Source organism: Actinoplanes sp. NPDC089786, assembly GCF_040684855.1.
Classification (GTDB): domain Bacteria; phylum Actinomycetota; class Actinomycetes; order Mycobacteriales; family Micromonosporaceae; genus Actinoplanes.
On record NZ_JBFBGU010000011.1, the window covers coordinates 18,900 to 41,121 of the forward strand.

A 22,222-nucleotide genomic window follows, 5' to 3' on the forward strand; every position below is an offset into this window, starting at 1 on the left:
GGCGGAGATCCACGACCCACTCGTCCGGATCACGCGTCGCTTTTGCCATCCGGGCCGGGTTCATCTCAGGTGTCGCCGCGCCCTGGGCGCGTCAGACGGTCACCGACAGCTCGGCGAGTCCGTGCATCAGGATGCTCGGCCGCCACCGCGGCCGGAAGCCGTCGGTCAGTTCGAGGCCGGGGATCCGGTCCAGCAGGCCCTCGAAGACGATGCGCGCCTCCAGACGGGCGAGCGGCGCGCCGAGGCAGTGGTGGATGCCGTGCCCGAACGCGACGTGGGACGAGCCGTCCCGGGTCAGGTCGAACGAGTCGGCGTCGGGGAAGCGCTCGCCGTCGCGGTTGGCCGACAGGATCGAGATGAGCACGGTGGATCCCGCGGGAATCAGGTGCTCGCCGTACGTGACGTCCTCGGCGGCGATCCGGTGGGTGCTCAACTGCACCGGGCTGTCGTACCGGAGCATCTCCTCGATGGCGGCGGGCAGCCGCTCGGGGCACTTCCGCAGCAGCTCCCAGCGCTCGCGGTCCTCGAGCATCCGGTACGCCCCGTTGCCGATCAGCGCGGCCGTGGTGTCGTGCCCGGCGAGCAACAACAGGTAGATGGTGGAGATCACCTCGTTCTCGGTGAGCGAACCGTCATCGCCGCCCGGGGCGATCAGGAGGGAGGCCACATCGGTGGCCGGGAACTCGCGTTTGGCCGCCAGCAGGGTCCGGATGTACGCGATCAGGTTGGCCTGTGCCGCGGGCAGTTCCGCCCGGCGCGCGGCCCCGGCGACCAGGATGTGGGACCACCGCGCGAAGTCGTCACGGTCCTCCGCCGGTACGCCGAGCATCTCCGAGATGACCGCGATCGGCAGCGGGAAGGCCAGCTCGGCCATCAGGTCGTGCCGCCCCGGCCGGGCCAGATCGTCCAGCAGCCGGTCGGTGATGGCCCGGACGGCGGGCGTGAGCGCGGCGATCGCGCCCGGCGTGAACGCGGGCCGGACCGCGCGGCGCAGCCGGGAGTGGTCCGGCGGGTTGACCACCAGCATGTGGTGGCGGGTCGCCTCGTCGATGTCGGGCGGAACCACGGGACGGTAACCGACCGGGGAGAGCAGGCCGTCCTTGGTCAGGCGCGGGTCGGTCAGCGCCCGGCGGACGTCGTCGTGCCGGGTCAGCAGCCAGCCGGTGCGCCCATCCGGCAACGTCAGCGGCGCCACGGGTTGTTGTTCGCGGTAGACCGCCAGGACGTCGTAGATGTCCTCGGTGAGGAAGCCCGCGAAGGGCTCGGCGGCCGCGGCCGGGTTCACCTGGTGGTTCACGAATGCCTCCCGTTTCTCACGGCCGGCTGTCCCGCGGGCTCAGCCACAGCCGGATGACGGCTTCGCGGAACGCGGCGGTCAGCGGCGGATCGATCAGGATCGAGGGTCCGGCCGGGTCTTCGTCGTGCACCTGACCACTGTCCCGCCCCGGTGGTCGGGTCCCCGCGTGGACGACGGACCGGGCCGACATGTCTGCCTGTTCGATCAATGGTCGTTGCGGCGGCTCGCCGCGCGAACGAGTCTGTCTCCGGGCGTGCCTTCGCGGTACACGATGCATGGCGCCAGGGCCGGGGAGCTCAGGTTCCCCGGCCCTGGGCTGTCCGCAGGCCCGCGCCGACCGGTTCAGTGATGTGCGAACAGCTGCCGGTGCCGGGTCGGGGTGATGCTGGTCGCGCGGCGGAAGTGTGAGCGCAGGTTGGGTGGTGTGCCCAGGCCGACCTGGCGGGCGATCTCGTCGACCGTCAGGTCGGTGGCTTCGAGCAATTCCTTGGTACGCCCGATGCGTTGCTGGTGCAGCCAGACGAGTGGGGTCATCGAGGTGCGCTCGACGAAGCGCCGGTGAAACGTACGGGCGGACATGTGCGCCTTGGCGGCCATCTGTGCCACGGTGATCGGTTGACCGAGCGACGCCAGCATCCACTGCTGGGCCGTCGCGACCGCGTCGTCGGCCGGGGGAATCGGTGGTGCTTCGAAGAACTGGGCCTGCTGGCCGTCCCGGTGCGGGGCCATCACGATGCGCCTGGCCACCCGGTTGGCGATCGACGCGCCCAGGTCCTTGCGCAGGATGTGCAGCGACAGATCGACCCCGGCCGTGACCCCGCCGGAGGTCAGCACCGATCCGTTGTCCGCGTAGAGCAGCGCCGGATCGACGGTGGTGTGCGGATACTGCGCGGCGAGCTGGTCGCAGAGTGACCAGTGGGTGGTGACGGTCAGCCCGTCGAGCAGGCCGGCCTGTGCCAGCGCGAACGTGCCGGAACAGATGGAGACCATGCGGGTGCCGCGTTTCGCGGCCGCCCGCAGCATGCCGACCGTCATCGGGTCCAGCCGTTCGGTGGCGGCGCCTCCATAGCCGGGAACGATGACGGTGTCCGCGTCGCGGGCCAGGTGGATGTCACCGTCGGGGATGAGGCTGAGGCCCCCGGCCACGTCCACCGGTTTGCCGTCCGCGGTGGCTGTCCGCACCTCGTAGAACTCCGGCGCCTCGCGGGCGAAGATGTGCATCGGGATCGCGAAGTCGAGCGGCAGCACCTGGTTCAGGAGGATCAAACAGATCCGGTGACGAGCCATGGCAGGATCCTACCTCCAGGTGTCATTCCTGCCACTGTTCGGGCGGGAAGCTTCCGCCGAAGATTGTTGGCATGACTACAAATCAACCTTCGATCGTGCTGGTCCATGGAGCTCTCACCGACGCCTCGGTGTGGCACGGCGTCATCGGACGGCTGCTGTCCCGGGGCTATCCGGTTCTGGCACCGGCCATGCCGATGCGCGGGCTCGCCTCGGATGTCGCCTATCTCCGGAGCTTCCTGGAGACGGTGGACGGACCGGTGGTCATCGCCGGTCATTCGTACGGTGGCTCGGTCATCTCCGATCCGGCCGCCCTGACCCCAGCGGTGCGGGCCCTGGTCTTCGTGGCGGCGTTCCAGCAGGACGAGAACGAGACCGCGGGCGAGCTCAACTACAAGTTCCCGGGCAGCAAGCTGACGCCCGAGACGACGGTGACGCGTCCCTACCCGGGCGGCCAGGACATGTATCTGCGGGCGGAGAACTTCGCCGAGGTGTACGCCGCCGATCTCGACCCCGGCACCGCGGCGGTGCTGGCCGCCGCGCAGCACGCGATCGACCCGGATGCTCTCGGCGAGACCCTGTCCGGCCCGGCGACCTGGCGTTCGCTGCCGTCCTGGGCTCTGGTGAGCGCCGCCGACCACTCCATCCCGACCGAGGCACAGCGGTTCATGGCCGAGCGCGCCGGCTCCACCGTCGTCGAGATCGACACCGCGCACGCCGCGCCGGTCGCCTTCCCGGCCGAGACCGCCGACCTCATCGAGTCGGCCGTTCGCGGTAGCCGATAGTGAGTCGTACGGCATGCCGGCGGGCCGTGCTCACCGGCATGCCGTCGTCGATCGAACGGGAATCGTTCGCTGTCCACCTGTCCGGGAGCTTGCTTCTTCCGTTTCGCCCCGGCGAGCATCGGCGGTGACACGAGGCGAAATGGAGATCGGATCATGCTCGACAATCCGCCGTACACATCGGCGCGCATCCCTGAATTCGGGGCGATCACTTATGTGGACGTCTTCTTCGACGACCTCGACTGGCTCGGGATGCTGCACAACAGCCGGTTCGGCATCCTGGTCGAGCGAGCGTGGTCGATCTACTGGCGGCGGCAGAACGTGGCGGTCTCGTCGGACTGGACCCTGAAGGAAAACGGCTTCATTCTCACCAAACAGTTCTCCATCACGTACGACAACCCGGTCCCGCACCCCGGCCGCTACGCCGTCCACCTCTGGGTCGAACGACTGGGAACCAGCTCGATGACCTACGGCTTCAAGCTGCAGAGTCTGGACGGCGGGACCGTGTTCGCGCATGGGAACCGGACCCTCGTCAATCTGGATCCGGAAGCCGGGGTGCCGACGCCATGGAGCGAAGAAGGCCGATCGGTGGCGTCGAAGCTGAAGCAGTGACCCCCTGAGGACGCCCACCGACGAGCAGCTCACGACGGCGGTGGCGCGAAGGTTGTGAGCAGCGCGAGAGTCTCGGCGATTGGGGCGGATCGGGGACCGGCCGGGCCATCGTTCCGCTCGAGAGGAAGACGGCGGCCGGTCCTCATCCACCACGCGACCTTCGCAGCGACGGAAGGACCGGGCCCGGTCGCTGCCTTTGACCGAAGGGGAACGATTCGGTGCCTACAATCCGTTGCGCTTGCCGTGGCTGACGGCCGCATACGACCATCCTGGTCATGTCGAAGACGTGGTTCATCACGGGAGCCTCACGGGGCTTGGGGCGCCAATGGACTGAGGCGGCGCTGGAACGGGGAGACTCGGTCGCGGCGGCTGTGCGGGATCTCGCGTCGGTGGAGATGCTGCGGTCGCGCTACCCGGAGACCCTGCTGCCGGTCCGGCTGGACGTCACCGACCGCGACGAGGCCTACGCGGCGGTCACCACGGCCGCAGAACGGTTCGGCAAGCTCGACGTCGTGATCAACGCGGCCGGGTACGGGCACTTCGGCGTGATCGAGGAACTGACCGAGGCCGAGGTCCGCGCGCAGATGGAGGCCAACTTCTACGGCATGCTGTGGGTGACTCAGGCCGTACTGCCGCTGATGCGGGCGGCGGGATCGGGTCACATCATCCAGGTCTCCTCGTACGGCGGGGTGACGACCTTTCCGGTGGTCGGCGCGTACGCGGCGTCGAAGTGGGCGGTGGAGGGACTCAACCAGACGCTGGCGCAGGAGGTCGGCGACTTCGGCATCCGGGTGACGCTGGTCGAGCCTGGCCCGTACGCCACCGACTGGGCCGGCTCGTCGGCCCGGGCCAGTGTGGCCGACCCGGCGTACGCGGACGTCAAGAAGCGCAACGCCGAGTACTGGGCGGCCGCGTCCTTCGGGGACCCGGCCGCCACCCGCGGCGCGATCCTGAGGCTCGCCGATGCGCCACACCCGCCGTTGCGCATGTTCCTCGGGCGTGCGCCGCTGGACATCGTGTCCCGTGACTACGAGGACCGCCTGGCGACGTGGCGGAAGTGGCAGCCGGTCGCTGAGGAGGCCCACTGACCGCGGGCTCCAAGGGATAGCACCAAGGTGCCCGGGCGCCCGCCGGTCGGCGATCGGCCTTTCGCAATGACGACCTCGCCGACCCGGCGCAACCCCGATATACCGTGAGCCAGCTTCGCGACCTGCAACGCCTGGTGAGGAAAGCGGCACGCACGCTATCACCGTCGATGGAGACGCACGTCGCATTCCATTCGTGCAGGGGATTCTGGCCGAGGCGGTCAGGCAACTCGGCCGCGGCTGACAGCGCGCCAGTGCGGTGCCGGACGGGCACCGCACTGGCGCACCACCCTCAGCCGCCGATGACGTTGATGCCGAAGTCGCGGCTGGCCGTCTCGAAGTCCTGGAAGAGCACTCGGGCGCGGTTCTCGCCGAGGTGGCCGCTGAAGGTGCCCTTGGCGATCGCGCGGGTGTTGGAGTCGAGCACATAGAGCGGCCCGCCGCTGTCGCCTGCCAGCGCGGGGGTGCCGTTCAGCTGGTCGGCGATGACCAGGTCGTCGACGCACAGGCTGCCGTCGGCGTTGCAGCCCGACCACTGGAAGGTGTCGCTGACCCGGTAGTTGCAGACGGTGCCGGAATAGACGCCCTCGCGACAGAGGAATTCGCCGGGGAAAGTGCCGGCCCAGCCGCCGACACCCAGGGTTCCGACCGCATCAGCCCGTGCGCCGCCGAACCAGATCTTGCCCTCCACCGGTGCGGAGATGAGCATCAGGTCGTGCGACCTGTGCTTGGCCGTGGCGGTCCCGATCGGCTGGTTGAGGCCGCCCCGGAACTGCGAACCGACGTCGCCGCAGTGGCCGGCCGTCAGCAGGTACGTTCCTGAGCTGTTGGCGACGGAGAACCCGGACGTGCAGCCCAAATTGCCGGTGTGGATATCGCTGCCGCCCTGGAACGGCGCGGGGTCGTCGACCCGGTTCTGTAGGACGAGGGGGCCGTCGGTGCGAACCTTGACGTCGATGCCGGCCGGAATGCCCAGTCTGGACCGGCTTTCGGCCGCCGTACGCCGGGACGCCGAGGCGGTGCCGTTGAGGACAAGACCCCGGCCGTTGTACGCGATCTCGACGCTGCTGAACGCCGACCCACCGGCGCGGATGTGGGCCATGGCAGTCGCCGCGGCTGCGGTCAGCTCGGCCCGGGAGTGGGCGGCGACGGCCATCTCGACCGGCGCAACGTCGCGGGCGGCGGTGACTGCTGCTGCGACCCGCGAGGGCACCGCACCCTTCCACCACACCGTCACGTGGTCGTCGTCAAGGGTGATCCCGGCATAACCGGCGGGCGCCGTCCCGCTGCCGTCGACCGCGACCCGCCGGATCTTCTCGGCCGCCGCGCTCAGTGGCGCCTGAGCCGCCATGACGGCGCGATCCGAAGGTGAGATCCGGGCCGTCGCGCTGACCGGAGCCGGCTCGACGGACACCTGTTCGGCCTGGCCACTCGCGGCCGGGATGAGCGCGGTCACCGTAGTCACCGCTACAGCGAGGGCTAGAAATCGATGCTTGTAAATCATGCTAGGAGAATAGGAGCGTTCGATGGGGCGAAGGGCCTCCTTGTCCAAAGGGGAGCGAGTGTCGACCCGGGTGTTCACCACGCCTGGTTCGTTCTCGCGGGCAGAAGTCGGGGTGGGAACAGGCATCGGTCCGCCCGCCTGATCCATCCCGTTGACCGGGCGATGCGTGCTAGGTGATGCATCGGTGTCTGCCTGGTTAGACCAGCCTCGTCGTTTCGGGAAAGTGTCGTGGCGTTTTAGATCGCTGCCCTTGCTCGTCGGCCCGGACAAAGCTTGGCTGTGTCGCATGGCGGGTGAGACGCGAGGCACAAGAAGCGATCAATCTTCCGGTTATGCCGGTGACTTGTTCCTCCAGCTGGCCGAGGATGGCCGGCTGAGGATGAATCCGGATCTGGCCGACCGTATGATCGCCGATCTCGAGCGAACCCTGGCGGTGCTTAACGCCCGCATGCGAATGATCCGCGTCTGGCGGTCGGCCTCTGTCGATGCCGAGTTCACCGACGCTGTGATGGACGCCGTGTTCCAGGAGCAGACGTGTCCGGGACAGCTGGAGCGAGCGGTCATCGAGCTACCCAAGTATCTCCAGGCGTTGCGCCTGGCCAGGCAAGTCTCTCCGTGAATACAGCCGGCGCTCGTTCCCCGGACGGGAACGAGCGCCGGTGTGGTCCACACGGGGGAGTGGACCAGATTGTGGTCTGCGTCAGTCGGAGGTAACCCGGATCACCTTGGGTCGCAGGGTCATGTAGGTGGCGGCACCGCCTCCGACGAGCACGGTGGCGACGAGGATCAGCCACCACACGTTGGGGCCGGTCAGCGGAAGGCCTCCGGCCGAGCCCCCGGCGCCGGGCGCCGCCGATGAGGACGGCCCGGTGGAGGGTTCCGCCGATGGCCGGGGAGTATCGCGCAGCAACATCCACTCCAGGACCTTGTCGGGAGCGCCGACGGTCGTCACGAGGGCCGTCAGGTATCCCTTTGTCTGCCCCTCGAGCGTGGGGTGCAGCACGGTCCGGTTCGGTACGCCTTCCGCACCGACCAGCCACGACGCATTCCCGCAGACCTCGTGGCCCTGGAAAGGCTTGGCGACGTCCACATACACGGCGCCCTTGATGGCCGCCAGCTCGAGGTAGAGCTGATTGAGGCCGGCGATCGCGGCGTTGCCGCCGGCGAGGGCCTTCGCCGGCAGCGGGAGTTTCGGGCACTCCGGCGTGAACGGCAAGGGATAGCCGACCAGAGCTACCTTTGCCTTCGGCGCCTTGTCCTTGATCGTGTCGACCAGGCGGCTCAGTTCGGCGGGCAACGCGGCGCTGAGTGCGGGAAGCGCCTCCAGCCGGGCCTCGCAATCCTTCGTCTGGCCCGGGTCGGCGCAGGACTCCAGCGTGGTGATGAGTTCGAGGTCGTTGACGCCGACCTGCAGCGTCACCAGGTCGGTGTCCTGGCCGAGTTCGCCGAGCTGGTTCTTCCTGACGTCGAGCGTCGTCGCGCCGCTGCAGGCGTTGACTTCGAGCTTCACCGCGTCCGGGTCGAGCTGCGACCACTGGGCGGCGTAGGCGCCAGGGGTACGCCGGCACTCACCGTCGGTCTCGGTCCCAGCCCCCACACCTGAGGCGTACGAGTCCCCGAGTGCCACGGCGTCCACCGTGACGTCCACGGCCTTCGCCGAGGCCGGTGAGCCGGGCAGGAGGGTCGCCAGGGCGACGCAGGCCACGGCGACGGCCGATGGCCACCTCGTCACGGACGTCCTTACTAATTGCATTCGCTGCCTTTCCAAGGAATAGCCGGAATAGCGTCAGCTGTCATCGGCGGAGTGTCGGCCGTGTAAACGCAGGCCACAGAATATAGCCGCACAAAGCGTCGGCGAAACGTTGGAGCTGATTCGATCAAAGGCGCACGAAACGCTGCGCGGATGGGCACCCGCCAGGTCGGTGCCAATCAGATGAGCCCGGCGCGGATGGCGAAAGCCACCGCGTGTACCCGGTTGCGTAGCGACAAGCGGCTCATGATGCACCAGAGAATGTACTTGAGCGTCCGTTCGGACACGTTCATCGCCTTCATGATCTCGTTGGTCTCGAGCCCGGCGGCCAGGTGGCGGAGGACGGTGATCTCGCGTTCCGAGAGGACGGGCCGGGCCGGGTCTCCGCCGGTGATCGTCGCCAGGCGCCGGATCTGGTCGATCAGGTCGTCGCGGGTCACCACAACCCCCAGGCTGTCCATCGCGGCCGCGTTCCGGATGGCCGACTGGAGGTGGTCCTGGGTCGCCTCGGTGACGTGCAGGACGGTGACAACGCCCGCCTCGAACATCGCGTCGGGGTCGGCCGCCCCGCCGTCGGTGACGATGACCGCGACGGATCCGTGCCTCTGCGAAGCCTTCCGCAGGGGCCCGAGAGTCTGCACGACGAGGCTGCTCAGGTCGGCCACGACGACGTCGCTGGGCACATCCGTGGAGAACGGCCGGACGGACAGCTCGGGCAGCCACTCCAGCATCGCGGTGATGCCCACCTCGCGTAGCGGCTCGGCGGCCAGCACGGACACCGCGATCTTGTTGCCCATCGTTTCCTTACCCCGTTTCGCATGCCCGGCCGCCGACATCGGTAATGCCGAGAAACGTCCATTGAAAACGGGCCGTTCGTTGTCTGGGAACCAGAGAATAAAGTTCTTCCGGGTACGAACGAACGTGCTCGACCCGAAGTGCAGGATTGACTGCCTGTCCGTTCGAAGATGTCATACCGGGAACGTTCTCGCGTATCCACGGAAAGGAGATTCGCTTTGGTAAACGTTGTAGTCGCTGCCACGCCGCTGTCCGGCCATGTCATTCCAGTGCTGTCGGCGGACGGTCATCTCCGGTCGCTGGGCCATGACGTCGAATTCGTCGTCGAGGACCGTTTCGCGGAGCGCGTGCGCCAGGCCGGCGTCACCTTCATTCCGCTCGAAGGTTACGGTCGCGTCGGCGTCCGGTCGGTGCTCAGCGACGAGCGATACCGGCGAGCGGCTCGCACGATCAGCGACGAGTTCGCGCGTTACCGGCCGCTCGCGACGATCGCTTCGTACATCGTGTGGGACGGGGAGCACCCGGCCGGCTCGCGGGCATACATCTCTGCGCCAAAGGACAACGCACGTGCGTGCACCCGCGCTCGGCACCATCCTCAAGCGGCTCGGGTGTTGTGGCGGTCGAATGAGGGGTGGCATGGCGAAGGCGCGTAGGGGGCTCACCGGCCGGATGCGGGCGCGGGCCGAGATCGCGGGCCTGACGGCGCTGTTGCTCGCGTGCGGCACGGTAGCGGCATTGGAAGTGGCGCCGGCGATCGCGGATCCGCACCGGCTGATCGGCGGTCCGGTGCCGGACGGCGATGTGCAGACCATCGTGTCGGCCGCACTGTCCTGCCCGTCGCTGACCCCGCCGAAACTGGCCGCCCAGCTGATGGAGAACTCCGGGTTCGCCAACCGGACGGCCGGCGGGGTCAAGGGTGTCGCCGGGCTGACCGACGAGCAGTGGCAGCGGTGGAAGCCCTGGTCGTACGCGCGGCGCGGTGACCGGCAGGCCAACATCGTGGCCCTGGCCCACGGCATGTGCGAGACGGTGGGACAGCTCCGTGCCGCGAACCTGACCGGTGACCTGTGGAAGCTTGCGATCGCCGCCGCCCGGACCGGGCCGCAGGCGGTTCTCGACGCCCATGGCGTGCCGGCCCAGGCGGCCCGCTACACCGACCGGGTGGCCTCCTATGCCGTCCACTACGCGCGCGAGAAGCCCTTCCGGATCGAAGCGCCCACCACACCTCGGGCCGACCCGGGCACCAGCTTGCCCGTACCGGACGTCTATCTAGCCGACATCAACGCCGCGGGCCGCATCTGCCCGGCCGTCACTCCCGCGCGCGTCGCCGCGCAACTGCGGGCCGCGTCCGGGTTCAATCCCAACCTGCGCTCGTCGAGCGGCGCCGAGGGCATCGCCCAGTTCCCGGCGCGCCTGTGGAACAGCTACCGGACGGGCGCCGACACCTCGGTCTGGCGGCCTGCCGACGCCATCAGCGCGCTCGGCGCCGCCCTGTGCGATCTCACCAACCAGTTCAGCGGGCTCGGGGGCGCCGACCCGTACAGCCTGGCCGTCGGCGCGTTCCAGTGGGGCCCCGATGTCATCCGCCAGGCCGGTGGGCTGCCGCGCGCCAATCTCACCCAGCTGCCCGTGGTGGTGCAGCAGCACGTTCCCGAGTACGAGAGGGACCCGCGCCTGACCGTGTCCGCGGCCAAGCCCAGGCCCACCGTGAGCGTCAAGCCCGGGTCGTCCCCGGCTCCGACGCCCAGCTCCGCCGCCACACCGCGATCATCGTCACCGGGCGCCACCACCAGGCCCAGCAAGCGGGCGACCGCGAAACCGAACGTCACGTACCAGATCGAGAGCTACTGGGCCCACGCCATCGTGGAGGCGCGCGGTGTCGACGACAACCACAAGGACGGCGACCGGATCGACATCGCCGACAACAAGCATCAGAAGGACCAGTACTGGCGCATGCCGGCGGCGCCGGTACCCGGTTACGTGCTCATCACCAACGCGTACAACAACATGTCGTTGAGCACCGAGAACTCCTCCACCGACAACCTCGCCAAGATCGTGCACAGCGTCACCAACCGCGACGACCCGCACCAGCATTGGCGGATCGAGGACGCCGGCAACGGGACCGTGCGCATCTTCAACCGGGCCAGCGGCAAGGCGATGGATCTGCTGGGCGAGGACCGCGACCCGCCGTTCGCCGACGGCACCAGCTGGAACACCTACTTCGTCCAGCAGTACGACGTCGATCCGACCGCCCAGGACATGCTCTGGATCCTCCACCACTGACCGACGGGTCCGACTACGGTGCGCCTTCGGTCGGGACCCGGGTCGGCGCCGGCCCGGCGCACTAGCCTCGGTTCCTGGCCCGGCGGGTACGACGATGGCTTGGGACGGTGGGGGAGAGGTTGGTCCGGTGGCTTCGCCGACGGGAACAGCCGTCCGGCACTCTCGTCGTCGACTGGAACGGCTCGTCCGCGGTGATCTCACATCCGGACGACTCGCCTCTGGTGCTCTGGCAACTGTTGCGTGATGCGGCCGCGCCCGGTGACGACGTACTGATCATGATGTCCGGCCGGGCTGTGCGCGACACGTACGGCGGTTCGGCGATCCGTGGCACCGTCGAGCGCGCGGCCCGATCCTGGCGTACGCGGCGGGTCTGGATAGCCGCGGACGGTGTCGGACGTCCCCGCGGCGCGCATGCGGCCTGGTTGCACCGGCTGGCCGAGCGGACGGCAGTGGAACTACTCGTCCCCGACGGATCGGTGCGGGCGACGACGGACGGCACCCTCTACGTCGCGCCGGATGCGGGCGCGGCGGGCTGGCGGTCGTTCCGGACCGGCGGCACCGCGACCGTGGCCGCCCTTCGCCACCCGGTGCCCTTCTGGGAGCGGATGGTTCCCCGCGCCCCGGTATCGCTGGCCGGTCTCCTCGGTGATCCCGTGCCGGCCGGGTTGCTGCTGCGTCTGCCCCATCGGGCGCCGGCCGGCGACGACGACGCGTACCGGCTGCCGGTGGACCCCCGCGGTCCCGCCGTGGTGATCCAGGACATCGGTGTGCCGCCCGTCCACCCGTCGCAGGTGGCGGATCTGTTCGGCGGACTCCCACCGGGCACGGTGGTGCACCTGGAGACGAGACTGCTCGATCGGAGGTTCGCCGGGCCGGAAGCCGCCTGGGTGGAAGCCCTCGACGTGGCGCTGGTGGCGCGGCAAGCGCGAAGCATTCCGGTGGATCCGTACGCGCGGCTGTCCGTCGAACGCCGCCTCCGCGGTGACGGGCCCAGTCTCGTCGACCAGGGATGGGTACGTGTCGGCAAGCGGCGCTACCAGCACGTGAGCGAAACGGCGTTGGTGGCCGACGTGAAACCCGCCGGGATCATGCTGCGTCTCAGGGATGCGGGTAAGCCGGAAGACCGGGCGTTCGTGCACCCGGACAAGGGCGTCCTGATGCTCGAGTCCGCGGCCTCGGCCGGGCTGGCCGAGTCGCTGCGCCGGGTCCTGGCCGGCCTGGCCGGCCTGGCCGGCCGGGCCGGCGTCGTGGTCGCGGGCGGCCATGACGGAGCCAGGCGGCTGGTGGAGGTCCTGGCCGGTGGTTACTCGCCGCCGTCGTCCACGACGAGCGACGCGACGGTCGTGTTGTCCGCCCCGCCGAGCGATCCGGCACCGGCTCGGCCGAGCGACGAGGACAGCTCGACGGCCGTCGTCAGGTCGCCCGAGCCGGGCGCACCCGAGGCCGGCGCCGGGTGGCAGATCAAGTGGGCCGCGGACGGCACTCCGTGGGCGTCGCCCACCGGAGGCGCTGGTGAGCGTGGGTGAACTTGTCCGATCAATCGTTCGGCACTGGAGGGTTCATGAAAGGCACACTGCTACGGCGGGCCGCGGCGATGCTCGTATCCGCCGCACTGGGCGCGGGGCTGTGCGGTGCGCCGGCGCACGCGGCCTCCGACGACTACGTGCACTACTACACGGTGGCGTCCGCGTCGGAGAACCTCATGGAGATCGCGCAGCGGTTCCTGGGCTCGCCCGCGCGTTCGACCGAGATCTTCAACCTGAACACCGGCCGGCGGCAGCCGGACGGCGGGCGGCTCGCCGATCAGAACAGGCTTCAGGCGGGCTGGTATCTGGTGCTGCCGTGGGACGCGGTCGGATCCGGCGTGGCGTACGGCATCCTGCCGACCGGGAAGCCTGCTTCGACGCCGGCTGAGACACCGCCTGCGAAGCCTCGGGTTGACCTTCAAAGCGTTGCGCAGACGAAGATCAAACCCAAAGGATCGGCGACCCCGGGTACGTGCACCGCGGCGCCCGCCACGGGTAAGCCCTCCCGCTGGGGGATGCTCAAGCTGGCGGCCGAGCAGGCGTGGAAGCACAGCCGTGGCTCCGGACAGCTGGTCGCCATCGTCGATTCCGGCGTGGACGGCCGGGCTCCGCAGCTGTACGGCCGGGTCACGACCGGCGCCGACCTGGTGACCGTCGGCCCCGGTGACATCGACTGCCTGGGCACCGGCACGGCGATGGCGGGACTGGTGGCGGCCAAGCCGCTGAGTGGGCTGCCGTTCGGCGGCATGGCGCCCGACTCGAGCGTCATGCCGGTGCGGGTGGTCACCGACGGCAAGACCGTGAGCAGGACCAATCATGCGGCGGCGATCGAGACCGCCGTGGGGGCAGGCGCTTCCGTGATCGCTCTCGGACCCTATGTGGATCTCGACGACGGAGCCGTGGTGCGGGCCGTACGAAACGCGATCGAACGCAATGTCGTCGTGGTCGCCCCGGCCCCGGTGGCGGGTCAGGCGCCCGGCTTCGCGGGGCTGCCGGACGCAGTGATCGTGGTGGGCGGTGTGGCCGAGAACGGTATGCCTGCCGCGGTGTACGCTCCGCGAACGGTCGACGTGGTCGCGCCCGGCGTGAACATCACCAGCATCGGCAACAACGGCGCGGGGCAGCGGGCGGACAGCGGGACGCGGTATGCCGTGGCACTGACCGCGGGCACGGCCGCGCTGGTCCGCTCGGCTCACCCGGAACTGACCGCACCACAGGTCGCCCACCGGGTCACGGTCACCTCGGACCGGATGAAGGGCGCGCAGCCCGGCGACAGCTACGGCAACGGCATGGTCGACCCGGTTGCCGCCATCACCCGCGAGCTCCCCGAGGAGGCCACGTCCGCGAGCGGCCTGGGCGGCCGGCCGGAGCCTGGCAACCGGCTGGCGTGGTTGAGCCTGGTGCTGATCGTCCTGGTGGGAGGGCTGCTCATAACGCTGCTTGTGTTCCGGATCCGGCATGCGTTCCGGGCCGGTCCGGCGAGCCCCGATCAGCTGGACCTCGACTGGCCGGCAGACCCGGCGCCGAAACTCTGAACTCCAACCTGGTCAGCGGAACTAACCACCGGCCAGTTGCTCGGTCCGGTCAGCCCGATCCCGTCACCACATCACGTTCGGCGGGGGTTCGAGCGGGCCACAGTGCACCCTCGATGAAGAGGTGTTGTCGGGCTCCAGGTGCTGCGCGTGGACCAGTCTGCGTCCGGCGTACGTGTGCTGGTAGTTACCCGAGACGGCTCGCGCCTGATTCTGGCCCGCAAGCTGCTGCCGTCATCGCCCGGGAGGCGTCAGACCCCGTTCCGTCGGCGCATCCGTCACGGCCGCAATGAGCGGCCGGGGCGCCACGTCCCTCACGATTGAGGATGAGACGTGACGCCCCTGGGCGCATCAGGTGGTCGACGGGACGAGTTCGTCGGGGGTGGTGCGCTTCTCCTCCAGTTTCGGGTCGCCTTCGTCGGCGAAGTAGTCGTCCGGCTGGGTGCTGTCGATGCCGTCGGTGGTCTTGGCGGCCCGCAGGATCAGCGTCACCACGACCGCGACCAGCAGGTTGACCAGGACGGTCACGAAGCCGACGTAGATCGTCTTCTTGGTGTCGAACCCGAAGTCGGACAGCGGGAAGGCCGAGCCGCCGAAGTGCGCCCGCTTCGTCGCCGGGTTCGGGATCTGCCACAGCATCCAGAAGCCCAGGCCCATACCGGCCACCCAGCCGGCGATCAGCCCGCCGCGGTGGAACCACCGGGTGAACAGGCCGAGCGCCACCGCGGGGGCGGTCTGCAGGATGATGACGCCGCCGATCAGCTGCAGGTCGATGGAGAACTGCGGATCGAGGAAGATGATGAAGCCGACCGCGCCGACCTTGACCAGCAGCGAGACGACCTTCGCGACGCTTGTTTCCTGCGCGTGGGTGGCGTCCTTGCGGAAGTACTCCTTGTAGATGTTGCGGGTGAACAGGTTGGCCGCGGCGATCGACATGATCGCGGCGGGGACCAGCGCGCCGATGCCGATGGCGGCGAAGGCGATGCCCGCGAACCAGGCCGGGAACTGGGTGTCGAACAGCAGCGGCACCACCGTGTTGGTGTCGAGTGTCCCGGCTTTCGCACCCGGCAGCGGTTTGACCCCGGCCGAGATGGCCGCGTATCCGAGCAGCGCCAGCAGCCCGAGCAGGAGGCTGTAGGCGGGCAGCGCCGACATGTTGCGCTTGATCACGTTGCGGTTCTTGCTGGCCAGCACGCCGGTGATGGAGTGCGGGTAGAGGAACAGCGCGAGCGCCGAGCCCAGGGCGAGCGTGATGTATTGAAGCTGGTTGTTGGCGTTGAGCGTGATGCCGTCATTGGGCGCCGCCGAGGCCGCGAACTTGTCCTGCGCGTTGTCGAAGATGCTGCCCCAGCCGCCCAGCTTGTAGGGCAGATAGACGATCGCGACCAGGATCACGATGTAGATCAGGGTGTCCTTGACGAAGGCGATCAGCGCGGGGGCGCGCAGACCCGACTGATAGGTGTACGCGGCCAGGATCGCGAACGCGATGATGATCGGCGCGTGCCGGGCGATCACGCTGTCCCCGGTCATGCCCATCGTCTTGAGGACCGCTTCGATGCCGATCAACTGCAGCGCGATGTACGGCATGGTGGCCACGATGCCGGTGATCGCGATCAGCAGCGCCAGGGTCCGGGACCCGAACCGGTTCCGCACGAAGTCGGCCGGGGTGACGTAGCCGTGCCGGTGTGACACCGACCAGAGCCGGATCAGGATCAGGAAGAAGATCGGGTACATCACGATGGTGTACGGCACCGCGAAGAATCCGGCCGCGCCGGCGCCGAAGACCAGGGCGGGTACGGCGACGAACGTGTAGGCGGTGTAGAGGTCACCGCCGACCAGGAACCAGGTGATCCAGCCGCCGAAGCTGCGCCCGCCCAGCCCCCACTCGTCGAGGTGGGCCATGTCCTTCGGCGCCCGCCACCGCGCGGCGACGAAGCCCATCGCGCTGACCAGCAGGAACAACAGCGCGAAGACGATGATCTGGGTGATGTGCTCACTCATCGGGTCACCGCCTCTTCGTGGTCATGCGGTAGACCACGGTCGTGGTGGTCACGCCGAGGAGGATGAACAGCAACTGAATCCAGTAGAACATCGGGAAGCCGCCCAACCGGGGCGACTCGACGTTGAACAGGGGAGTGAGCAGGGGAACCACGGCCGGGACGATCAGCAGCCAGTTCCAGGGGCTGCGATCCGAACGCGGGTTTGGGGTTGTCATAGTGGGTTCGGCCACCGGCCGTACCTCCGCCTTGAGCAGCAACAGAGTCGTCGAGATGCTAACGACGACTCATCCCGAAGCCTACTAATGTGGCCGTAAAGGCACGAAAGGTGAGCTGGCGGCACACGCCGCCGCCGGCATCATCCAGCTGAAACGTGAGAGCCGAGGCGGGACGGTGCGGAACTTCGGCGGCCGGTCCGAACGCTTCTCGGGTGGTGTACACCGCGCCACCGGGCCGATCTCTTCGAGGCGCCTCCTCGTGCGGTGACACCCGGCTCTGTGTGGTCGATGAAGCGCCGGAGGCGCCGCACGAGACCGAACTCGCCGCGATCGACCTGGCGACGTCACGGGAGCTTTGGCATGTGCCTTCACCGCATCGCGGTTCGCCTGCTGGAGACCCACGGGTTGGAGGTCCGCCGCCTCGAGCCGTGACGGATCGCCTCGGCCTCACCCCACGCCCCCGGCCCGCCGCCGACAAAGGTCTCTCGCGACTGTAACCGACCCGGCGGTTCGCGAGTGTCCAGTGCGAGGGCGGGCGCGGATGCCGGCCGAGGCCATGAATGAGGCGAATTGGATGACCTGGAGGTCGCGTCACCGATCAGCGTGTCGGTCCTGGCGACAGAACCATTGCGAGAGGCCGGGATCAGGGAGGTGTTGCGTCGATCGGCCGGCGTGACCCTCCGGTCGTTCGTCCCGGGTGAGCCGCACGAGGTGATCGTCGCCGATCTGGGCCGGCTGGTGGATGACTCGCTGCGGCCGCTGAGGCGATCCCACGAACGGTACGGATCGGTGACGGTGGCAATCGTCGACAAGACGACGGAGGTGGATCTGCGAGCGGCGGCAGGCGGCGGCGTGGTGGGGGTGATGCACTCGCTCGACACCGGCCGGAACGGTTTGCTGTCCGCCGTGCTCCGTGCCTCCGGCAAGATCGGCCGGCCGGGTGCAGCACGACTCGATCAGCTCGCCGAGCAGATGCGCCGGCTGCGTGACAGCCACGCCGACGTCCGAGCCGTACCGGAGCTGTCCGACCGTGAGGCCGAGGTGCTGCGCCGGATCGCGGGTGGCCTCGACACCAACCTGGTCGCGCAATCCATGCGGCTCTCGGAACGGACGGTGAAATACACCCTCTGGTGCATCATGCGGCGCTTCTCCTTGCACAACCGGGTCCACGCGGTCGCCTTCGCCATCCGAGCCGGCGTCATCTAGATCCAGCACAATCCCGCAGGGTCGTCAGCCGCTGTCCATCCTGCTCAATCTCCGGGAATCGTCAGCCCGACGCGGTACGCGCGAAGGACGGCCACCCGCAGCAGGCCGTGGACGGCATCGCTCCAGGACTGCCCGTCGGAGAGCACGGTGAGGTACCGGCGCAGCACGTACCCGGAATTGACACTGAGCTGGCGTACACCCTTGATCTGAACCACTCGGTCTGCGAATTGCTCGTTGATGGTCATGAGATCGATGCCAGGAATCGGCGAGCCCGCTGAAGTCCCTCGCGAGAGGGAGAGTGCGTCACCCGTCTGATCTAACGGGCAGGGAGTCTGTCCATCGGGTCCACCGCCCGCGTCTCGATTGTGGACCGCCGCAGGAGGCCGATACCGTTTCGTCGTGTCCGAGAATCGTACCGAGGTCCTCGCTGATCGTTACCGGTTGGTATCACTCGTCGGTGAGGGCGGCATGGGCCGTGTCTGGGCGGCGAGGGACGAGCTTCTCGGCCGTGAGGTGGCGATCAAGGAGCTGGTGCCCCCGAGCGGCCTGACGGCGCGGGAGCGCGAGGATGTGCGCGAGCGGGTGATCCGGGAGGCGCGCGCGATCGCGTTGATCAACCATCCGAACGTGGTCCGCGTCTTCGACGTCCTGTACGAGCGGGGCGAACCGTGGATCGTGATGGAGCTGATCCGGTCCCGGTCTCTGTTCGATGCGGTACGCGAGGACGGACCGCTCGCCCCGGAACGGGTGGCCGAGGTCGGGCTGGGCGTGCTGGCCGGCCTGTGTGCCGCCCACGAGGCGGGATTGCTGCACCGCGATGTCAAGCCCGCGAACGTGCTGCTGGCGTACGACGGACGGGTGGTGCTGACCGACTTCGGCGTGGCCCTGGTCGCCGGGGACAGCGCGATGACCTCGGCCGGGGTGCTGCTCGGCTCACCGTCGTACCTCGCTCCGGAGCGGGCGCTGGACGAGCCGATCGGGCCGGCGGCCGACCTCTGGTCGCTCGGCGCGACGCTGTACGCCGCGGTCGAGGGCCGGCCTCCGTACACGAAGTCCTCGGCGGTCGCGACCCTCACCGCGATCGCCGGTAGCGAACCGCTACCCGCACCGGCCCGGGCCGGTGCGCTGCGACCGGCGCTCTACGCGTTGCTGCGCAAGGATCCGGCGGTACGCGCCGACGCCACGACCGCCGAGCGACTGCTGCGGGCCGCCGCGGAGGGCAGGACGCCGGCCGCGGTGGCGAGTCCGGCGGAAGCGCCGGTGGCCGGGCGCAGGCGATGGCCCCGGATCGCCGTCGGTGCGCTGGCCGCCGCGCTGCTGGTGCTTTCGGTGACCCTGGTCCTGAACGGGCGGGAGGATCGGCCGCTGATGGTGACGCCGGTCGCGCAGCCCTCCGTACCCTCGGGTCCGCTGGAATTCAGTGCCGTACCACCCGCGCCGCCGCTAGCGTCTTCACCCGCCGGACCCGCTGCCGCGCCCGTCGCGCCGGCGAGCCCGGCCGTCCGCAAGGCTGGGGAGCGTCCGCGGCCGGTGCGATCGTCGGCGGCGGCGAAGCCCGCCACGAGCAAGAAGGCGGCGGTCGGCGGGATCGATCCGGCCCGGTGGTACACGATCTCCAACCGGATCAGTGGCATGTGCGTGGACGTCCGCGAGTCGAACACCGCGGTGCGAACCCCGGTTCAGCAGTTCGCCTGCACGACCTCGGAGGCGCAGAAGTTCCGCTTCGTGCCCACCGATGGGGGGTACATGCGCATCGCCACCCGCCTCGACACCACCAAGAATCTGGACGTGAAGGACGAGTCGAAGGCCGATCACGCCCTGATCCAGCTCTGGACCTACAACGGCGCGCAGCAGTGGCGCGCGGTCTCCGAAGGCGGCGGCTACTACCACTTCATCGGGCGGGCCAGCGGCAAGTGCCTGGACCTCCCCAAGGCCACCACCGCCGAATGGGTCCAGCTCGAGCTGTACACCTGTCTCGGCAAGGGCGCTCAGAGTTTCCGGCTCAACGGACTCTGAAGCGCATCGCCGTTTCCGCGGGGGGATATGCCGGCGATGAAGCCGTCGCGTACGACGCCGACGAAGCGGGTCAGCCCGAATCCCGACTCGTTGCGTCGCCGGCCGCCGAAGTGCACCACCACGTCGATCGAGGACCAGGATTCCCATTCGTCGGTACGGCCGTACATGTAGACGCCGAGGAACACTCCGCGCGAGTCGCGGTGTCGTAGCCGACATCGCGAGACTCGCCATGCCCCGGCAGGTCGAGGGTCAGAACCCGACGTCCCGGCACAGTCCAAAAAGGATCCGGCGTTCGAATACCCAGGATGACCGGCCGCGCACGCTTGCATGTCCCTCCGGACAAACGCCGTCCCCACCATTCGGAAGGGCGTCAGGATCCAGAATCGCACGGAACTCTGAGCAGAGAGGTGGAACGGCAATGCGGATCGTCAGAGCCATCGTGGCCGGGCTGTGTGCCGTGGTACTCCTCGCCGCTCCGGCACCGGCGGCATCAACGACTCCCGATCCTGGGGCGTCGGGTCCCTACTCGACGGTCTCGGGCGAATACGACCTGCCGCCGGTCGCGATCCCGGACGTGCAGGAACCGTCGGAGATGCGTGCGCTCGTGGTCGCCCCGCGCAACGTCAGCGGGTCTGCGCCGCTCGTCGTGTTCCTGCACGGCTTTCACGAAGTGTGCTGGAACGGGGACGAGACCGGCCTCCTGTGGCCGTGTCCCGCGGGCTTTTCCGCGGTGCCGAGTTACCGCGGCTACCACGCGATCCAGCAGCACCTGGCCTCCTGGGGCTATGTCACCGTCTCGCTGTCCGCCAACGCGATCAACGCTTTCGCGTATCAGGACAACGCCGAACAGGCCCGCTCGTCCCTGATCCGGCTGCACCTGTCCCGGTGGGCCGACTGGTCGGGCGCGGGCCGCGGCCAGGCGCCCGAGGCGGTCCGGGCGGCACCGCCGGTCGACCTCTCCCGCGTCCTGCTGATCGGGCATTCCCGGGGCGGGGACGGCGTCAACCGGGCCGCGATGGACAGTGTGGTGCCCCCGTCGGCCGAGGTCGATGGCGCCCCCGGCCCGGCCCGGTGGCGTATCCGTGGCACGGTGCTGCTCGGAGCGAGCTCCGTGAGCCGGAATCCGGTGTCCGACGTGCCCTCGATGAGTTTCCTCCCGGGATGTGACCGGGACGCCGCTGAGCTCCAGACGCAGGTGTACGTGGACGGGACCCGCGGCGTGGGCCAAGGCGTCGCCCTGCACAGCGCGGTGTTCCTGCCCGGCGCGAACCACAACTTCTTCAACTCCGAGTGGACGCCCGGCGAGGCCGCCGCCCCGGCCCGCGACGACGTCACCAGTACGACGGATCCGCTGTGCTCGCCCGGCGCGCCGAGCCGGCTGACCGCCGCCCAGCAACGAGCGGCCGCGGCCGCCTACTTCGTGGCGGGGGCTCGGCTGTTCCTCAACGGTGACGACCAGATGCGCCCGTTCCTGGACGGGTCGGTCGCCCGGGCTCCGGCGCTCAGCCACGCGCTGGGCGGGTTCCGGTCTCCGCTGCTGGTCCCGGCGGCGGGAGTCGGCGTCAGCGGTGACGGTACGTTGTGCCGGCTGACGTCGTGCGACCTGGAGGCTTCCCCGCACGTGCTGACCGGTGACCCCGGCGTGCGGTATGCCGTGTCGGTCTCGTGGTCCACTGCGGGACGGCCGGTGCTCCTGCGCCCGGCCCAGCCGACCAAGATCACCGGGGCCACCACGCTGGCCATGCGCGTCGTGGTGCCGCCGAACACCTCGAGCACGACGTTCGACGTCGCGGTGAGTGATCGTACCGGGCGGCGCTCGGTGCTCGGCACAGTCCGGCTCGACGGACTGCCCGGCTCCCCGCTCACCCGGTCGGCCTGGGCGCAGGAGGTACGCGTACCGCTGCCCTCGGCGGTCGACCGCGCCGGTATCACCGCGCTCGAGCTGACTCCGCGCAGTGCTTCCGGCCGCTTGTGGCTGCTCGACGCGTGGGGCTGGCGGCCGGGCACCCCCGATCCCGGTACGCCGGTCCCGGTCCGGGTCGATCTGTTGGACGGTGACGACTCGGTCGGGGCCGCTCAGCTGACAGTCCCGCTGCGGGTAGCCGGCGCGGGCACCGGCGAGGTGCTCTTGTCCGTTCGGAAAAGCTCAGTGACCGTCGCCACCCAGGTGGTGACCGTGCGGCCGGGTGACTCGGCGGTCGAGGTGCCGGTCGGGGCGCTCAGCAGTGGCAAGTACGTGGTCACGGCCACGGCCACACGGAACACCGTGGCCGGCGACGTCAACGGTGACATCAACGTGAGATGACGTTCGTTTCCATTCCCGGCGAACACGGAG

General features: G+C 69.2%; 20 protein-coding genes. 11 read left to right on the plus strand and 9 right to left on the minus strand.

The genetic code is table 11. From position 1 onward, the window contains the following. Positions 1–91: 91 nt before the first annotated feature. Entirely contained in the window at positions 92–1,297 is a 1,206-nt protein-coding gene (locus AB0O15_RS27655; RefSeq protein WP_364323873.1) for a cytochrome P450, read from the minus strand. Positions 1,298–1,639: 342 nt separating this feature from the next. After that, positions 1,640–2,584, minus strand: a complete 945-nt coding sequence (locus tag AB0O15_RS27660) for a DJ-1/PfpI family protein (RefSeq protein WP_364323875.1) — start codon at positions 2,582–2,584, stop codon at positions 1,640–1,642. A gap of 95 nt (positions 2,585–2,679) precedes the next feature. On the opposite strand from AB0O15_RS27660, the gene AB0O15_RS27665 reads away from it, so the two are divergent. The 3 genes from AB0O15_RS27665 to AB0O15_RS27675 all read left to right on the plus strand — a co-directional run bounded on the left by AB0O15_RS27665 (position 2,680) and on the right by AB0O15_RS27675 (position 5,063). Further along, a complete protein-coding gene (locus tag AB0O15_RS27665) occupies positions 2,680–3,366 on the plus strand; it encodes an alpha/beta hydrolase (protein WP_364323877.1) in 687 nt (228 codons plus the stop codon). A gap of 153 nt (positions 3,367–3,519) precedes the next feature. Further along, on the plus strand, positions 3,520–3,975 hold the full coding sequence (locus AB0O15_RS27670; protein WP_364323878.1) for a thioesterase family protein: 456 nt from the start codon (positions 3,520–3,522) through the stop codon (positions 3,973–3,975). Positions 3,976–4,250: 275 nt separating this feature from the next. Then, entirely contained in the window at positions 4,251–5,063 is an 813-nt protein-coding gene (locus AB0O15_RS27675; protein ID WP_364323880.1) for an SDR family NAD(P)-dependent oxidoreductase, read from the plus strand. A 289-nt stretch (positions 5,064–5,352) separates the two neighbouring features. Here the strand turns inward: AB0O15_RS27675 and AB0O15_RS27680 are convergent, their stop codons facing one another. Further along, positions 5,353–6,564, minus strand: a complete 1,212-nt coding sequence (locus AB0O15_RS27680) for a hypothetical protein (RefSeq protein ID WP_364323882.1) — start codon at positions 6,562–6,564, stop codon at positions 5,353–5,355. Between the two features lie 286 nt (positions 6,565–6,850). Here AB0O15_RS27680 and AB0O15_RS27685 point away from each other — a divergent pair, with 286 nt between their 5' ends. After that, positions 6,851–7,183: a hypothetical protein gene (locus AB0O15_RS27685; RefSeq protein ID WP_364323884.1), complete on the plus strand. Its 333-nt coding sequence runs from the start codon at positions 6,851–6,853 to the stop codon at positions 7,181–7,183. A gap of 81 nt (positions 7,184–7,264) precedes the next feature. Here the strand turns inward: AB0O15_RS27685 and AB0O15_RS27690 are convergent, their stop codons facing one another. Both AB0O15_RS27690 and AB0O15_RS27695 read right to left on the minus strand, forming a co-directional pair. Next, entirely contained in the window at positions 7,265–8,296 is a 1,032-nt protein-coding gene (locus tag AB0O15_RS27690) for an SGNH/GDSL hydrolase family protein (protein ID WP_364323886.1), read from the minus strand. 197 nt (positions 8,297–8,493) lie between these two features. After that, positions 8,494–9,111, minus strand: a complete 618-nt coding sequence (locus tag AB0O15_RS27695; RefSeq protein WP_364323887.1) for a LuxR C-terminal-related transcriptional regulator — start codon at positions 9,109–9,111, stop codon at positions 8,494–8,496. A 216-nt stretch (positions 9,112–9,327) separates the two neighbouring features. Here AB0O15_RS27695 and AB0O15_RS27700 point away from each other — a divergent pair, with 216 nt between their 5' ends. The 4 genes from AB0O15_RS27700 to AB0O15_RS27715 all read left to right on the plus strand — a co-directional run bounded on the left by AB0O15_RS27700 (position 9,328) and on the right by AB0O15_RS27715 (position 14,453). After that, positions 9,328–9,762 carry a glycosyltransferase gene (locus AB0O15_RS27700; RefSeq protein WP_364323889.1) on the plus strand — a complete coding sequence of 145 codons (435 nt, stop codon included), beginning with the start codon at positions 9,328–9,330 and terminating at the stop codon, positions 9,760–9,762. After that, on the plus strand, positions 9,746–11,392 hold the full coding sequence (locus AB0O15_RS27705) for an RICIN domain-containing protein (protein WP_364323891.1): 1,647 nt from the start codon (positions 9,746–9,748) through the stop codon (positions 11,390–11,392). The genes AB0O15_RS27700 and AB0O15_RS27705 overlap by 17 nt, the downstream gene beginning before the upstream one ends. A 107-nt stretch (positions 11,393–11,499) precedes the next feature. Further along, positions 11,500–12,918 (plus strand): hypothetical protein, encoded by a 1,419-nt coding sequence (locus AB0O15_RS27710; RefSeq protein ID WP_364323893.1) that lies wholly within the window; start codon positions 11,500–11,502, stop codon positions 12,916–12,918. Positions 12,919–12,953: 35 nt separating this feature from the next. Further along, a complete protein-coding gene (locus tag AB0O15_RS27715) occupies positions 12,954–14,453 on the plus strand; it encodes a S8 family serine peptidase (protein ID WP_364323895.1) in 1,500 nt (499 codons plus the stop codon). 348 nt (positions 14,454–14,801) lie between these two features. On the opposite strand, the gene mctP is transcribed toward AB0O15_RS27715, so the two are convergent. Both mctP and AB0O15_RS27725 read right to left on the minus strand, forming a co-directional pair. After that, positions 14,802–16,451: a monocarboxylate uptake permease MctP gene (mctP, locus tag AB0O15_RS27720; RefSeq protein WP_364323897.1), complete on the minus strand. Its 1,650-nt coding sequence runs from the start codon at positions 16,449–16,451 to the stop codon at positions 14,802–14,804. A 4-nt stretch (positions 16,452–16,455) separates the two neighbouring features. Further along, positions 16,456–16,665: a DUF3311 domain-containing protein gene (locus AB0O15_RS27725; protein ID WP_364324231.1), complete on the minus strand. Its 210-nt coding sequence runs from the start codon at positions 16,663–16,665 to the stop codon at positions 16,456–16,458. Between the two features lie 570 nt (positions 16,666–17,235). Between AB0O15_RS27725 and AB0O15_RS27730 the strand changes: the two genes are divergently transcribed. Continuing rightward, positions 17,236–17,871, plus strand: coding sequence for a LuxR C-terminal-related transcriptional regulator (locus AB0O15_RS27730; RefSeq protein ID WP_364323899.1), 636 nt, complete (start codon positions 17,236–17,238; stop codon positions 17,869–17,871). A 44-nt stretch (positions 17,872–17,915) separates the two neighbouring features. Here AB0O15_RS27730 and AB0O15_RS27735 read toward each other — a convergent pair whose 3' ends face one another. Further along, positions 17,916–18,116 (minus strand): hypothetical protein, encoded by a 201-nt coding sequence (locus tag AB0O15_RS27735; RefSeq protein ID WP_364323901.1) that lies wholly within the window; start codon positions 18,114–18,116, stop codon positions 17,916–17,918. Between the two features lie 154 nt (positions 18,117–18,270). On the opposite strand from AB0O15_RS27735, the gene AB0O15_RS27740 reads away from it, so the two are divergent. Next, positions 18,271–19,887 (plus strand): RICIN domain-containing protein, encoded by a 1,617-nt coding sequence (locus AB0O15_RS27740; protein WP_364323903.1) that lies wholly within the window; start codon positions 18,271–18,273, stop codon positions 19,885–19,887. On the opposite strand, the gene AB0O15_RS27745 is transcribed toward AB0O15_RS27740, so the two are convergent. Then, on the minus strand, positions 19,860–20,072 hold the full coding sequence (locus AB0O15_RS27745; RefSeq protein ID WP_364323905.1) for a hypothetical protein: 213 nt from the start codon (positions 20,070–20,072) through the stop codon (positions 19,860–19,862). The two genes, AB0O15_RS27740 and AB0O15_RS27745, sit on opposite strands and share 28 nt — an antisense overlap. Positions 20,073–20,305: 233 nt before the next feature. Between AB0O15_RS27745 and AB0O15_RS27750 the strand changes: the two genes are divergently transcribed. Next, on the plus strand, positions 20,306–22,192 hold the full coding sequence (locus tag AB0O15_RS27750) for a hypothetical protein (protein ID WP_364323906.1): 1,887 nt from the start codon (positions 20,306–20,308) through the stop codon (positions 22,190–22,192). Positions 22,193–22,222: the final 30 nt, after the last annotated feature.